This window comes from Cellvibrio sp. pealriver (genome assembly GCF_001183545.1).
In the GTDB taxonomy this organism is placed as follows: Bacteria; Pseudomonadota; Gammaproteobacteria; order Pseudomonadales; family Cellvibrionaceae; genus Cellvibrio.
On the sequence record NZ_KQ236688.1, the window covers coordinates 245,934 to 261,300 of the forward strand.

General features: G+C 44.5%; 13 protein-coding genes. 9 read left to right on the top strand and 4 right to left on the bottom strand.

Annotated elements, in window-relative coordinates:
- The first annotated feature begins 15 nt into the window (after positions 1-15).
- A protein-coding gene (locus VC28_RS19395; RefSeq protein ID WP_156184249.1) for an IS3 family transposase occupies positions 16-1,223 on the top strand; the annotation gives its coding sequence in 2 pieces (ribosomal slippage) (positions 16-358 and positions 358-1,223; 1,209 coding nt in all).
- A gap of 64 nt (positions 1,224-1,287) precedes the next feature.
- Here VC28_RS19395 and infA read toward each other — a convergent pair.
- The 3 genes from infA to aat all read right to left on the bottom strand — a co-directional run bounded on the left by infA (position 1,288) and on the right by aat (position 3,156).
- Positions 1,288-1,506, bottom strand: a complete 219-nt coding sequence (gene infA, locus VC28_RS01060; RefSeq protein WP_039916411.1) for a translation initiation factor IF-1 — start codon at positions 1,504-1,506, stop codon at positions 1,288-1,290.
- Between the two features lie 207 nt (positions 1,507-1,713).
- Positions 1,714-2,421: an arginyltransferase gene (locus tag VC28_RS01065; protein WP_049629036.1), complete on the bottom strand. Its 708-nt coding sequence runs from the start codon at positions 2,419-2,421 to the stop codon at positions 1,714-1,716.
- 21 nt (positions 2,422-2,442) lie between these two features.
- Positions 2,443-3,156 carry a leucyl/phenylalanyl-tRNA--protein transferase gene (gene aat / locus VC28_RS01070; protein WP_049629037.1) on the bottom strand — a complete coding sequence of 238 codons (714 nt, stop codon included), beginning with the start codon at positions 3,154-3,156 and terminating at the stop codon, positions 2,443-2,445.
- 330 nt (positions 3,157-3,486) lie between these two features.
- Between aat and VC28_RS01075 the strand changes: the two genes are divergently transcribed.
- From VC28_RS01075 to VC28_RS01100, 6 genes are all read left to right on the top strand, one after another.
- Entirely contained in the window at positions 3,487-5,409 is a 1,923-nt protein-coding gene (locus VC28_RS01075; RefSeq protein ID WP_049629038.1) for a PrkA family serine protein kinase, read from the top strand.
- Positions 5,410-5,478: 69 nt separating this feature from the next.
- Positions 5,479-6,753: a YeaH/YhbH family protein gene (locus tag VC28_RS01080; protein ID WP_049629039.1), complete on the top strand. Its 1,275-nt coding sequence runs from the start codon at positions 5,479-5,481 to the stop codon at positions 6,751-6,753.
- The gene (locus VC28_RS01085) at positions 6,750-8,246 is read left to right on the top strand and encodes a SpoVR family protein (RefSeq protein WP_049629040.1); all 1,497 of its coding nucleotides are present in this window, start codon (positions 6,750-6,752) and stop codon (positions 8,244-8,246) included. The genes VC28_RS01080 and VC28_RS01085 overlap by 4 nt, the downstream gene beginning before the upstream one ends.
- Before the next feature lie 146 nt (positions 8,247-8,392).
- The gene (locus tag VC28_RS01090; RefSeq protein WP_049629041.1) at positions 8,393-9,088 is read left to right on the top strand and encodes a response regulator transcription factor; all 696 of its coding nucleotides are present in this window, start codon (positions 8,393-8,395) and stop codon (positions 9,086-9,088) included.
- The gene (locus tag VC28_RS01095) at positions 9,081-10,349 is read left to right on the top strand and encodes a sensor histidine kinase (protein WP_049629042.1); all 1,269 of its coding nucleotides are present in this window, start codon (positions 9,081-9,083) and stop codon (positions 10,347-10,349) included. Before VC28_RS01090 ends, VC28_RS01095 begins: the two co-directional genes overlap by 8 nt.
- Positions 10,350-10,452: 103 nt before the next feature.
- The gene (locus tag VC28_RS01100; protein ID WP_049629043.1) at positions 10,453-11,526 is read left to right on the top strand and encodes a type 1 glutamine amidotransferase domain-containing protein; all 1,074 of its coding nucleotides are present in this window, start codon (positions 10,453-10,455) and stop codon (positions 11,524-11,526) included.
- Here VC28_RS01100 and VC28_RS01105 read toward each other — a convergent pair.
- The gene (locus tag VC28_RS01105; protein ID WP_049629044.1) at positions 11,523-13,157 is read right to left on the bottom strand and encodes an RNA polymerase sigma factor; all 1,635 of its coding nucleotides are present in this window, start codon (positions 13,155-13,157) and stop codon (positions 11,523-11,525) included. The two genes, VC28_RS01100 and VC28_RS01105, sit on opposite strands and share 4 nt — an antisense overlap.
- A 261-nt stretch (positions 13,158-13,418) precedes the next feature.
- Here VC28_RS01105 and VC28_RS01110 point away from each other — a divergent pair, with 261 nt between their 5' ends.
- Both VC28_RS01110 and VC28_RS01115 read left to right on the top strand, forming a co-directional pair.
- Positions 13,419-14,018, top strand: coding sequence for a CIA30 family protein (locus tag VC28_RS01110; RefSeq protein WP_049629045.1), 600 nt, complete (start codon positions 13,419-13,421; stop codon positions 14,016-14,018).
- A 31-nt stretch (positions 14,019-14,049) separates the two neighbouring features.
- Entirely contained in the window at positions 14,050-15,267 is a 1,218-nt protein-coding gene (locus VC28_RS01115) for an acyltransferase family protein (protein WP_049629046.1), read from the top strand.
- Positions 15,268-15,367 lie beyond the last annotated feature (100 nt).

Here is a 15,367-nt window from a genome sequence, read left to right on the forward strand (position 1 = left end):
ACTGAGGAAAGTGTTATGAATCCCGTTATTAAACGCACCCAGCGTGATTACTCTCTCGCCTTTAAATTGGCTCTTGTCGATCAAATCGAAAAAGGAGAGATGACTTATAAACAAGCCCAGTCTCGCTACGGTATACAAGGCAGATCTACAGTCTTGTGTTGGCTGCGCAAGCATGGTCAACTGGATTGGTCATTAGGTTTACCAGCAAAAGGCCTCCTCATGTCCGATAATCCTCGCCCTCAAACGCCAGAACAGCGCATCAAAGAACTGGAACAGCAGCTCGCTCTAACCCAACAAAAAGCGGATTTTTTCGAAGCGGTGGTTGATGTACTCAAGCGCGACTATGGAGTCAGCGTGGTAAAAAAGCCGCACGGAACATCATCCAAACGAAAACGTTAGCGGGTTTATCCGTTGTCCGTGGTTGCCAGCTACTCGGCATCAGTCGGCAAGCCTGGTATCAACAATGTAAGCGGGTGCGACAACGAGAAGTGCACACGCAGATACTCCTTGATGCGGTGCAGCGTGAACGTGCATTACAACCCTGCATCGGAACGCGCAAACTACAGCGCTTGTTACAACAATCCGCATTGGTTGTGGGGCGAGATCGACTGTTTGCTTTGCTGCGCGAACATCGCCTGCTGGTTCCCACCAAGCGGGCTTATCACAAAACAACGCACAGCCATCATCGCTTTCGCAAACATCCCAATCTTCTGAAGCCTGGTGAACATCAAGTGATTCCGCAACGACCAGAACATGTTTGGGTGGCTGACATTACCTATTTACCCGTGCATCAGGGCGAGGCCTATTTGAGTTTGGTGACCGATGCCTATTCGCGCAAGATTGTGGGGCATTGCGTCCATGACAATCTGAAGGCTGAGTCAGTAATCGGTGCGTATAAACAAGCACTACAGCAGCGACGCAGTGGTGATGAGCTCATCCACCATTCAGATCGGGGTATTCAGTATTGTTCAGCGCAATACCAGAAATTGCATTATCAATACGGTGTTCATTGTTCGATGACGGATGGTTACGACTGCTATCAAAATGCGCTGGCAGAGCGTGTGAATGGTATTTTGAAAAGTGAGTTTTTGATAAGGAAACCCAGGGATCTTGCAGAAGCAAAAGTGATGGTGGCCGAGTCGATTCGGATCTACAACGAACGTCGTCCGCATCTATCCCTAGAATACAAAACGCCCGATGAGGTGCATCGGGCGTTTGGATAAATCAGTGTCAACTTATTTCAGGACTGGACACTGGGAAAGGGTGAATATCTTTCCAGATGAATGACTAGCGTGCGCGGTAGGTAATACGACCTTTGGTGAGATCGTAGGGAGTCATCTCAACCTTGACCTTGTCACCTGTAAGGATGCGAATATAGTTTTTGCGCATTTTTCCTGAAATGTGAGCAATCACTACGTGCCCATTTTCCAGTTTTACGCGAAAGGTAGTGTTGGGCAGGGTATCAACCACTTCGCCGTCAAATTCAATGCAATCGTCTTTTGCCATGCGGCAGTTTCCTCAACTTTTCCGGTAATCATCCCCGTCATATCGATAACGGGAGGGGGTAAAAAAATAGGCGTGGATTGTGCCTTAATTAACCAGCGGTGCCAAGGGGAAAGGGAGCAAAAGCGGCAGATAGACGAAGATATTGAAAGGATTGGGCGTAATTCTGCACAATTTCCAGCCGATAGTGCTGGCTTTAAGTAGGTGTGGTTAATTCAGGCGCATCCAGCGGCGATTGACTAACAGCTCAAGAGGGCGATATTGAATTTTGTAATTCATTTTTTCGCATTCCTTGATCCAATAGCCCAGGTATAAATAATCAAGCCCCATACTTTTAGCCTTTTCGATCTGGGCCAATATGGCAAATTTCCCCAAGCTTCTGGCTTCTTCGTTTGCATCGTAAAAGGTGTATACCGCCGATAACCCGTCTCCCAAATGGTCACAAACAGACACGCCAATCAATCGGTCTCCCAGCCGAAATTCAATAAATTGGGTAATTCCCCATTCGCTAGTCAAGAATGCCTTGTATTGTTCTTCTGATGGTGGGTACATGTCGCCATCGCGATGACGGCTTTCAATGTAACGTGAATAAAGATTGTAGTGCTCAAATGTGTTGATATTGTGGGTAAGGTGCAGTGATAAGTCATGATTGTGCTGTAAACAGCGTTTTTGGCTACGATTGGGCTTGAACAGTTTTACCGGAATTCGGCAGGAGATACATGCTTGGCAACGCAAGCATTGAGGGCGATATAAGTGCGCGCCACTGCGGCGAAACCCCAGTTGGGAGAGTTGTGTGTAGATTGATGGGTCTATATTCGCTTCAGGATCCACAAAAACCGTTGTGGCCTCCTGCCCATCAAGATAACTGCAAGGGTGGGGCTGTGTTGCGAAAAGTTTGAGAGTTGATAAATCAGACATAGATGCCTCACGCAAATCCGGTTATTCCCATGGTGCCAGAGTCAGTGTTGACCAAGGCAAAGAATAAACATCAGGCTCATGAGCAAAGTTTACCAGTAATTGCCGGAATTCTTCACGCGGGATTTCCACAGCACCCAAACTAAATAGATGATCGTTAGCGACCTGACAGTCGATTAGCTGGAAGTTCCAGGTGCAAAGCTGCCTGACCAGATGTGCAAAGCCGACCTTTGATGCGTTGTCTGCGCGGCTGAACATGGATTCACCAAAAAACACGCGTCCAAGCGCTATACCATAAAGCCCTCCCACCAATTCATCATTGCGCCAGACTTCAACGGAATGTGCAATGCCGCGTTGGTGCAGTGCGCAGTAACCTTCAATAATGTCCTCACTAATCCAGGTTCCATCGGCGTAACTTCTGGGTGCGGCACAGGCTCGCATCACTTTTTCAAAACAGTTGTCAAAGGTGACCCGGTAGGTTGCTTTGCGCAGGGTTTTGCGAAGGCTTTTGGATATGTGGAGTTGATTGGGAAATACCACAGTGCGCGGATCAGGGCTCCACCACAAAATAGGGTCGCCCGGATTGAACCAAGGGAAAATCCCTTTGCGATAGGCGGCAAGAATTCGTTCGGGTGACAAGTCTCCACCCACAGCAATCAAACCGTCCGGGTCGCTCAGTGCAAGCGAAGGATCGGGAAATTCCAATGTGTCTGGGTCTAACCAGCAAAGTGTATTCATGAAGTCTCAATCGATCTTTTTTACGTATCAGTAACTGATAACTAAACGTTATGTGTAATGGCGTTACAGACGATTGGTTATCCGGCCATCTGCTATTTGTTAAGTATTATTGGATTGTTGGAATTTATTGTTAGTTGGCGCGCTTTTTGAGTGTAAAAGTTTAGCGAGAAATCAGTCAATAAATTGTTATTCCGTTTAATGCTTGAGAATTTTAGGACTATGCTTAGGAGTATCAGTAAATTAACGTTTATTGCCAAGGTAAACCGCAAAAAATGGTGTAATGTTTTCGTTGTTAATTTTGCCGCTTTAGTCGCTAACCCGAGGTAGATTATGAGTATTTTCAGTCATTACCGCGAGCGTTTTGAAACTACCCAGCAGGAAGAGTTAACCATCAAGGAATATCTTGAACTGTGTAAAAAAGATCCCAGTGTATACGCTTCCGCTGCTGAGCGTATGCTAATGGCGATCGGTGAGCCAGAAATGGTCGATACCTCGCAAGACCCTCGCCTGAGCCGTATTTTTTCCAATAAAATTATCAAACGTTATAAAGTTTTCAGTGAATTTTATGGAATGGAAGAATCCATTCAGCAGATAGTGTCTTTCTTCAAACATGCCGCACAAGGTTTAGAGGAAAAGAAACAAATTTTGTATTTGCTGGGGCCGGTGGGTGGCGGTAAATCCTCATTGGCAGAGATGCTCAAATCCTTGATGGAGAAAATGCCAATTTACTGCATCAAAGGCTCTCCTGTATTTGAATCGCCACTCGGGTTATTTAACCCGGATGAAGACGGAAAAATTTTGGAAGAAGATTATGGTATTCCCCGTCGGTACATAAAATCTATTATGTCGCCTTGGGCTGCCAAGCGTCTGCAAGAATTTCGGGGCGATATTACGCAATTCAAAGTCGTCAAAGTATATCCATCCATCCTTAATCAAATTGCGATCACTAAAACCGAACCGGGTGATGAAAACAATCAGGATATTTCTTCATTGGTAGGCAAAGTCGATATTCGCAAGTTGGAAGAGTTTCCGCAAAATGACCCTGATGCATACAGTTTTAGTGGTGGGCTGTGCCGTGCAAATCAGGGGTTGATGGAATTTGTGGAAATGTTCAAAGCGCCTATCAAGGTGCTTCATCCTCTATTAACCGCAACCCAGGAAGGGAATTTCAACAGTACCGAAGGGTTAGGTGCAATTCCGTTTGATGGAATTATCCTTGCGCACTCCAATGAATCCGAGTGGCAAAATTTCCGTAACAATAAAAACAATGAAGCGTTTATTGACCGTGTTTACATCGTCAAAGTGCCTTATTGCTTGCGTGTAACGGAAGAGATGAAGATCTACGAAAAACTGTTACAAAATTCTTCGCTGTCAAAAGCACCTTGTGCGCCTGACACCTTGCGTATGCTTGCGCAATTTTCGGTATTGTCGCGGATTAAAGAACCGGAAAACTCCAATATCTTTTCCAAGATGCGCATTTACGATGGTGAAAACCTTAAAGATACCGATCCTCGCGCTAAATCTTTGCAGGAATACAAAGACGCCGCCGGTGTCGATGAAGGCATGAATGGGCTCTCTACTCGCTTTGCATTTAAAATTTTATCCAAGGTCTTTAATTTTGATCCCACCGAAATTGCAGCTAACCCTGTTCATTTGATGTATGTACTTGAGCAGCAAATTGAGCAGGAGCAATTCCCTAAAGAGGTGCAAGACAAGTATCTCAATGCCTTAAAAGAATTCATTTCACCTAAATATGTGGATTTTATTGGTAAAGAGATCCAAACCGCTTATTTGGAATCCTACGCGGAATATGGGCAAAATATTTTTGATCGCTATGTAACCTATGCGGACTTTTGGATACAGGATCAGGAATACCGCGATCCTGAAACCGGTGAAATTCTCAATCGGTCATCGTTGAACGATGAGCTGGAAAAAATTGAGAAGCCTGCGGGTATCAGCAACCCCAAAGATTTTCGCAATGAAATTGTTAATTTTGTGTTGCGTGCCAAAGCCAATAATTCGGGTAAAAATCCCGATTGGCGCGGTTACGAAAAATTGCGCATTGTGATTGAGAAGAAAATGTTCTCCAACACGGAAGACTTACTGCCGGTTATTTCTTTCAATGCGAAAGCTTCAGTGCAAGACAAGAAAAAACATCAGGATTTTGTACAGCGTATGGTGGAGCGTGGTTACACCGAAAAACAAGTTCGTTTGCTGTCCGAATGGTATTTGAGGGTGAGAAAATCACAGTAGTGCGCAAGGTAACCTGAAAGCGTTTTACGTTAATCACGTTAAGGTTGGGCTACACCTTAAGGCTAGATTATGAGTTACATTATTGATCGACGTCTCAATGCCAAAAATAAAAGCGCTGTTAACCGGCAGCGCTTTTTACGGCGCTATCGCAATCAAATTCAAAAAGCCGTTTCCGATGCGGTGAATGAGCGGTCCATTACCGATATCGATAAAGGTGGAAAAGTCAGTATTCCCGGCCGTGATATCAGCGAGCCAATCATTTACCACGGTCAAGGCGGGTACAACGAGCGTGTGTTGCCCGGCAATAAACATTTCTCGGAAGGCGACAAAATTGCGCGCCCGCAAGGTGGTGAAGGCCAGGGTGGTGGTGGCAAGGCGAGTGATTCCGGTGAAGGCGAAGACGATTTTTCCTTTACCCTTTCGCAAGAAGAATTTTTGGATTTTATGTTTGATGGATTGGAATTGCCTAACTTGGTGAAGCGGCAATTATCCGGTTTGGAAGAATTTAAAACGGTGCGAGGTGGCATCGCCAATGAGGGTCAACCGGGCAGGGTCAATATTGTTCGCACCTTACGTTCTGCCAACATGCGTCGCCTGGCGTTAACTGGCGGTAAGCGTAGACAATTGCAAGCCCTGCAGGCGGAATTAGCTGAGCTGGAGCAACTGCCCGAATCTGACCGCGATCTTGTGCGTTATCAGGAATTGTTGGATGCAATTGCCAAAATAGAACGATCAATTGGTAAGGTTCCGTGGCTGGATACGTTTGATCTTAAATACAATTTAATGATCAAGCAGCCTGTGCCTCGCTCCAAAGCGGTTATGTTTTGTATTATGGATGTGTCGGGTTCTATGGATCAGGCAACCAAAGATATTGCTAAACGTTTTTTTATTCTTCTCTATCTCTTTCTGCAACGCAATTACGAAAAAACAGAAATCGTTTTTATCCGCCATCACACCAGTGCTAAAGAGGTGGATGAAGATGAATTTTTCCATTCACGCGAAACCGGTGGCACCGTAGTATCCAGTGCGCTTCGGTTGATGCAAGACATTATTAAAGACCGCTATTCTCCAGAGCAATGGAATATTTATGGTGCCCAAGCATCGGATGGCGATAATTGGGGCGAAGATTCCGATGTGTGCCGCGATATACTCGCAGACGATTTATTACCGAGTTGCCAATACTTTTCCTACATAGAAATCACCAATAATGAGCACCAGGCATTATGGAATGTGTATGAGACCATCCAACAGGAATTTCCGGATGTGTTTGCGTTACAGCACATACGCGGTGTTGCCGATATTTACCCTGTATTCCGTGAGCTTTTCCATAAGAAGGTCGCATGAAAAAACCATTATTTACAACGTCTGAATGGAATTTCGATTTAATTCAGGATGTGGATAAAGTCCTTGGTGATCTGGCGGCAGAGTTCGGGCTGGATACATATCCGAATCAAATTGAAGTAATCAGCTCCGAGCAAATGATGGACGCCTATTCTTCAGTCGGTATGCCAATTGGTTACAGTCACTGGTCTTATGGAAAGCAATTGCTCAGTACAGAACATTCCTATAAGCGTGGGCAAATGGGATTGGCTTATGAAATTGTGATTAACTCCAATCCTTGTATTGCGTACCTCATGGAAGAAAACACCATGACGATGCAAACATTGGTGATCGCGCATGCATGTTACGGACACAATTCTTTTTTTAAAGGCAACTATTTATTTCGCACCTGGACAGATGCCAGTTCTATTATTGATTATTTAGTGTTTGCTAAAAACTATATCAGCAAGTGCGAGGAGCGTTACGGCATCAATGCTGTTGAAGACATTTTGGATTCATGTCATGCATTAATGAATTATGGTGTGGATAGATATAAACGTCCTTATCCAATTTCGGCGCAAGAAGAGGAGCGTCGGCAAAGCGAACGTGAAGAATATCTGCAAAAACATGTCAATGATTTATGGCGTACCATTCCTAAATCTGCCAGCGCAGAGGCGGAAAAAGATATTCCCCATTATCCCTCTGAGCCACAAGAAAACATTTTGTATTTTCTGGAAAAAAATGCCCCGTTGCTGGAACCTTGGCAGCGTGAAGTGATCCGTATTGTGCGCAAAATTGCCCAGTATTTTTATCCACAGCGCCAAACCCAGGTCATGAATGAAGGTTGGGCCACTTTTTGGCATTACACTTTGTTAAATGAATTGCATGCGCGTGGTTACGTAACCGATGGTTTTATGATGGAGTTTTTACAATCCCATACCAGTGTGATTGCACAGCCATCTTATGACAGTCCTTATTTCAGTGGTATCAACCCCTATACATTAGGGTTTTCCATCATGAGTGACATTCGCCGCATGTGCGAGAATCCAACCGATGAAGATCGCGCGTGGTTTCCTGAAATAGTGGGAACCAATTGGAAAGAAACCTTGCAGTTTGCGATGAAAAACTTCAAAGACGAAAGTTTTATCCTACAGTTTCTATCGCCCAAAGTGATGCGCGATTTGAAATTATTCAGTATTGTCGATGACGATCAGCAAGAAAAAATAAGCGTCGATGCCATCCACAACGAACGGGGTTTTCGCAAGCTGCGTGAAAATTTGGCTGGGCAATATAACTTGGGCAACCGCGAGCCGAATATTCAGGTTTATAACGTGGAGGTCCGTGGTGATCGTTCATTGACCTTACATCACTTTATGCATAACCGCCGCCCTTTGGGCGATTCTACGCAAGAGGTGCTTAAACATTTGCATCGCCTATGGGGGTTCGATGTACATCTGCACTCTGTGGATGGCAATGAAATTAAGCACAGTTATCATTGTCCATCAAAATCAGATTAATAGGCCTTCTATCCTGTTGATGTGCGGCTTTCTCATATGACCATACTGTATGGTAACCATGCCTTATGGTAAGAATGTTGTAAAATTCACCTCGATTTCACCATTTCATAATAATAATCCTGGTTTTCCGGGCTTCAGGTCTTTTTGTGAAAATTCTATTAATTGAAGACAATTCCGCTATCGCTAAACAAATAGAAGAGTTTTTCTCGGGCAATCAATGGCAACTTGATTTTGCATCGACTGCCCGTCTTGGAATCAGTTTGGCTCTTGAACACATTTATGATGTTATTTTGTTGGACTTGAATCTACCCGATGGCGATGGTCTTGATGTTTGTGCGGCGATTAAAGATAGATCTGATGTATCCCCTCCTATATTAATGCTGACTGCGCGCGATAGTTTTGAAGATAAAGCGGCAGGATTCCATCGTGGTGCCGATGATTACCTCACCAAGCCCTTTGATTTGCGTGAGCTGATACTACGCTGTGAGGCATTGGCGCGTCGTCCGCTATTGCATCAGCCAAAATCAATGTGTCTGGGAAATCTAACGCTGGATACAAAAAGTAAAATCGCCAAGTACAAGGATAATTATTTGACGTTAACCGGTATCGGGTACCACATTTTGGAATTACTAATAAAAGCCCATCCGCAGCCAGTAACTCGTTCTTTTATTTCCCATCAGCTTTGGGGGGATGATCCTCCTGAAAGTGATGCACTCAAATCGCATATTTATTCACTGCGTAAATCACTGGATAAAGCCTTTGGTGTTCCTGTGTTAAAAACAATACTGAATGTCGGTCTCAAGTTGGAGCTGCCGCAAGAGGATTTTCAGAAAAATGACTAAGGGAAGCAGCATTCGTAAGCAAACGCTGACCTTATTGTTGGGGTTGACGTTAGGGTTAACACTGGTTTTTGGTTTGCTGGCGTTACTAGTTGCGTTTGTTGTTGAAGATATGCTGCTGGATAATTGGATTACCGAACAGGCGGGTTTTATAGAGCGCTATTTTGCATTGCATAACCGTGTACCAGAACTGCCATTTGAGTTTATGCAAGTGCTTTTACCTGCAGAACAATTGCCAGATTGGGTAGTGGCAGCTGTAGTTCATGACGCCTTATCTGGTGAAATATTTACACCGGATCAAACCCACTATCACTATCGACAATTAGTGTTGGGGCAGAAAACAGGTTATTTATTAGCTGAGGTTTCAGGTTTATTGGTAGTTACCAGGCAGCCGGAAATTTTTAGTATTTTTTTAATTGTATTTGTTTTGGTATTGCTAGTTGCTGTTGTGCTTGCTGTGCAATTTTCACGGCGTATAGTGAATCCTGTTATGCAACTAACGGATGCAGTAAAAAATGTCGATCTGGCAAAAAGTGATGTCGCGACTAAAGGTAATGAAAATGAAAAAGTACAATTAAATGCGGCGGGCTTGCCCGATGAATTAATGTATCTTGCAGACCAATTGCAAACCAGCTTTGATAAACGCGAACAATTACTGCAGTGCGAGAAAGAATTTTCTACCAATATCAGTCATGAATTAAGGACACCCTTGACGCTATTAAAAAATACCAGTGTATTAATTGCCCAGCGTGGATACAAGGATAGTGACCTAGTGACTATTGATAGTGTTTGCGATCATATGCAGCGTACCGTGGATATCCTGTTCTCATTGGCACGAGCAAAGTCATTGCCTGTACAGCTTTGTCACATTAATTTGATTTTGGAGGAGGCAATTCTAAAATGTCAGCCGTGGCTAAACCATTTTCAAATAGAGTTACACCTATCACCCAGCGTGATGTTATCCGCTAATCCACAATTGCTGGAGTTATTGTTTATCAATTTGCTGCGCAATGCAGCAGAACATGCCAGCGAGCCATTGTTGATTATAACCTATGCTGATGGAAAATTAGAGTTTGAAAATACCATTGTTCATTGCCCCACTTTGGATGTTAGTCACCCAGGTGGGAAAAGTGAAAAAAGCAATGGCATCGGACTTGGGCTTTATTTGATTAAGCAAATCGCAGATCAATTTTGTTGTGAGTTTTCGGTGGAAACCAATAGCCGGTATTTCAAAGCTATTTTGCGCTTACCCCATCCAAAATAAATCCAATAGCAATCATTCATCATAAAAATATAGCTGATTTCACCTGAATTTTCCCTTCAAATATTTACCTTATCTCCTGTGATTTCATTAATAGGAGAGTGTTATGTTGAAAAAAATAGTATTCAGTCTTGCAATAGTGTTTTTGATTGTGGGTATGGTGTCAGTTGCTTTTATTTATTGGGCAATGACATTTTTTCCAAATGATAGTGAGTTGGAAAAATTGCGCTCAACTAAAGCCGAAGGCTTGGCATATTTGCAGGCTTCTCTGCCTGCTACTCGTGGGAAAATACTGGCAGTTGTCACCAGTGTACGCACGATTGGAACGAGTGGAAAAGTCACCGGTTATGAGCTTAGCGAGCTTGCGCGTGCTTACTGGGTTTTTACAGCAAATGGTTTTGCAGTTGATATTGCCAGCCCTCAGGGGGGTGAGCCCTATGCGTTGCTGGATGAGGATGACATGGCGGAGTTTGATTACGCATTTTTAAATGATGCTAATGCCCAGCAGAAAATCAAACACACTTTCAGGTTAGATCAAATTCAGCCCGATGATTATGTCGCCGTGTATTTTGTGGGTGGCAAGGGTGCAATGTTTGATTTTCCCGATAATCCGGTTATCCATCATCTGGTATCACGATTTATGGAGCAGGGAAAGGTGATTGCTGCGGTTTGTCATGGCCCTGCTGCATTGGTCAATATTAAAAATGCAGATGGAAGTTGGTTAGTGGCCAATAAAAAAATCAGCGCATTTACCAATGCAGAAGAACTATTGCTGATGCCTGAAGCAAAAACAGTATTTCCTTTTTTATTGCAAACCCGGTTAGAGGCGCGTGGTGCACAATTTATGGCAGGCGCTGACTATCTGGAACAGGTGATTCAACACGATAATTTGATTACTGGTCAAAACCCTTGGTCTGTGTGGTTGCTTGCGGAAAAAACGGTAAAGCAGTTGGGATACGAACCATTGCCGCGCAGATTAACAGCAGAGGAAAATAGCGTTGCGCTCTTGCAGGTTTTTCAGCAGCAGGGTTTATCTTCTGCTGAAAAAAAGATACAAAAAAGTTCAGCAGCATTTAGTGGTCAACTGCTATTAATGCATTCATTCGTGGCTGCGATGCGTGGTGATTTGCCAGATATGTTCAAGCTGATAATACTGGCCGATAGCACGAGGGCTATTTAATTTATTTTTTTTGCCATCCGTTTGCGCACCATGTGTGCATATAAAATCGCAGGAACGACCACAAAGAATGTAATGACCGATAACATCCACACCGAACTCTGGTGGAACAGTGCCAGGCTGGCAATATCGACTGCTTGGTCATTGTTAATCTGTTCTGCAAAAGGTATTGCGCCAAGTGCGGCTTCTTTGGCGATGGAGAAGCCGCCGCTGACCGCGCTTTCCCAGCCCAGTGCTGAAAAGGAGCCATAGGCTTTATAGCCTATGGCTGATGCACCAAACCCGATAATACCGATAGCGATAGTGCCCATCGCCAGTATGCCTACACCCATTGCGCCTATGCTCAATAAGCCAACAGAAATAATGCCAACGCTGACGGGGGCAATCGCTATTCCACCCCACGCAAAGAGTAATCCATAGGCGTGACTACCGCCTGCTACCCAGGCGACGAGCGGTTTGTCTCCATGTTCCGGCATACCAAAACGGAAATGAAAAAGTGGAATACCGGCGATACAAATACGGCTTTTATACTCGCGCTGTTTGGAACCGATCTTATCTGCAGGCGCTTGAAATGCGTCGGGATGAAACAATCGCTCCTGCATTCTTATTCTGCGCAACGCGCTGTGCATTTTCACGGTGAGAATAACGTAACTGGCAATAAGCACAGCAACCAAAAGTTGCGAGGCAATTGCATAGATTTTGATGTTATCGATATTGTGTTGTGCGCTGGTTTCGGCAAGGTGTTGCAGTCCCACCATCCCGAGGATGTAAATTAACGTGAATACAAAATAGAGCAGAGTAACGAGTATGACGCTGCGGCGTTCGCGTTTGGTGCGCGATTGGTCAAGTGCAGCCCTGAGTCCAAAGTAAGAACTCACAATGCCAGCGAATGCGGCCAGAGTGGCCAGCATTGCGGTCCATTTAAAAATAGAGCCTGCTTTTGCAGCACCCACACTGAAGGTGGCGATTTTGATGGCAGGCGCAATATCGTTGATGGCAATCAGTACAGATAAAGTGAATGCAGTACCTTGTTTACTTTTTGCCAAGGTATCTTCAACGAAATTCACCATGGCTTGTTGCAACAATTTGCGGCCGCGCGATAGCCGTTGTTTTACTGTGTCTTCACTGAGTTCTAATTGGTTGGCGACATGCTCAATAGAACATTGCTCGCGATAAAATAAAATCAACGGCTCGCGATAAGTGTCGGGCATTTTTTCCAGTGCTTGCCACAACAGCGCCTGCTCTTGGGCACTGATAAGGTCATCTTCAATTTTCCCCTGCGCGGGCAGCTCATGTTCGTAGTCATCCAAGGCATGGGCATCTGTTGCCGGCTGGGTGACTTCTTTGCGGCGAAAGTGACTGGCTTTGAAGCGAACAATTCCACACAGCCAGGATTTCAATTTCTCGGGGTCACGCAGGGTATCGAGTTTTTTCCACGCCTCAATAAAGGTTTCCTGGGCGATATCCTCACTGTGTTTTAAATCCCCAACGGCTGAATAGGCCAGTGCGCACAACAGATTTTGGTAGCGCGTCACTATTGCGCAAAAGGCATCTCTATCGCCCCCTAGGGAGGCCATCACCAAATCGGCATCGTTCCAATCGAACGACGGTTTTCGTCTTTTAAATAGGCTCATGGTTGTTTGTCTCTGGCTCTGAGCCAATAAGTGCCCGTTTTATGAAAAAGGTGACAAGAACATAATAAAAAAATGTCACCGCTCCCGAAAAAACTCAATTTTTTATCAGATAACACGAAAAACATATTTTTTTGTCACCTTTCTTTTCCATTCCGGCACTTATTGGCAAGCACGGCAATGCTGTGTTTGACCCTCGCATGTTAACAGCATGTTAATTCCAGTAACGCCTCAGGGCAAAACACTCAGGATGGAGCAGCACCCATGAACAATCGTAAGGCAAGCGCGTTAACGTTTATTCAACCTTTATTACTATCCACGTTACTGGCATCTGCAAGTATCAGTTTCGGATCAGGTATGGCTCCGGTTGTCGATGATTTTAGCAATGCCCAGCTGACCAGCTTGGGTTTTCCGCGCTATTTTGTGAACGACACTATGGCGGGTGGTAATACAAAAACCGAACAAGAGATAGTGAAAGGTGTGATCTCAACAAAAGGCGAAATTATTCCCCCGCGTGGCCAACCGGGTTGGGCGAGTATTGCCTTGCCACTTGAAGCGCAGGGCACGCCCAAAGACAGCAGTGCCTTTGAAGGTGTTCGTCTGCTGATTAAAGTCAATAGCGGCAATCTTTCCGTGTCTGCTAACAGTACAGAGGTTTCCAATTTTGATTATCACGGCGCGCTCATTGCAGTGGCTGCCGACGGTAAATTCCATGAAGTTAAAATTCCATTTAACTCAATGAAACGTAGCTGGTCTGAACAGACTCCGCTTAATCCCAAAACGCTCAACAGTATCAGCATTACGGCGTATGACATGGCAAAAGGCAGTTTTGATTTTGCAGTCGATGAAGTGAGTTTTTATTAATTCATTCAACGCAATCATGTCAGGCGATCTTATGAATAAACCAATACTTAACAACCAGCGGCTGGATTATTTAGACGCAGCCAGAGCCTTTGCGCTAATGCTAGGCATTGTGTTTCATGCAAGCTTGTCGTTTATGCCGATGTTTATCGGCTGGGCGGTCATGGATGTATCAACCAGTTCTGTTGTTGCGCTGTTTGTCATGATCGCCCATTCGTTCCGCATGGAATTATTTTTTCTGATTGCCGGGTTTTTCAGCCATATGAGTTTCCATAACCAAGGCGGGCGCAATTTCATGCGCTCGCGTTTTTTGCGTATTCTAGTACCCTTTGTGGTGGGTTGGTTTTTACTGCGGCCACTGCTTGTTTCTGGTTGGATTATCGGCGGCGAAAGCATGCGCGGCGAGGCTAATATTCTGGCTGGACTCCAGTCGGGTTTTGCCAGCCTCGCAAAATTACCAACCGACTTATTGGTGGGCACGCATCTGTGGTTTTTATATTATCTTTTATTAATCAGCGCACTTGTTCTTGTTTTGCGTTATTTGCTAGCGCTACATAATCCGCTACAACAAAAAGTAGTGCAATTGAGTGATAGTGCGATGAAATGGATGTGTAATTCGCAGCTTGCGATATTAGTGCTCGCTATTCCCACCGCTATTTGCTTGTGGTTTATGAATTACTGGAGCGTAGATACGCCCGATAAAACACTGGTCCCCAATATTCCGGTATTGCTGGTGTACGGTGCTTTTTTTATTTTCGGGTGGTTGCTGCATCGGCAAGCAGAGCTGATTGAACATTTCTCTCGTTTGACATGGAGTAAGCTTTTACTTTGTGTGAGTGGAATTATTATCACAAGCTTGATTTACGATCTCTCGGTAAAACTCACGCATCCTCACTACTCACTGTTGAAAGCCTGCTTTGTGTTCAGTCATGCCATTATGATGTGGTTGTTGGTTGCACTGACGATTGGCTTATTTAAGCGCTTTTTGGATCGCCCGAGCAAAACAGTCCGCTACCTTGCCGATTCATCCTATTGGCTTTATTTAATCCATTTGCCAGTTGTTATCTTCCTGCAAATTGCCTTCGCTGAATTGCCTTGGCATTGGTCGATAAAACTTGCCAGCATTTCACTATTGACCATTGTTATATCCCTTGTGATTTACGATTTACTTATTCGCTCGACAATCGTTGGGGCTATTTTGAATGGAACCTCCAAACCGCGATTTTTGTTCTATCGCCGTGAAGCGATATAAAATGAGTTTGAACTATTGGGTTGGATGATAGTCGATAAACCTTGTACTATTTCTATCTGCTTTTATTTCTACCCCCCTCTTTTGGATGACCCCAAAGGAT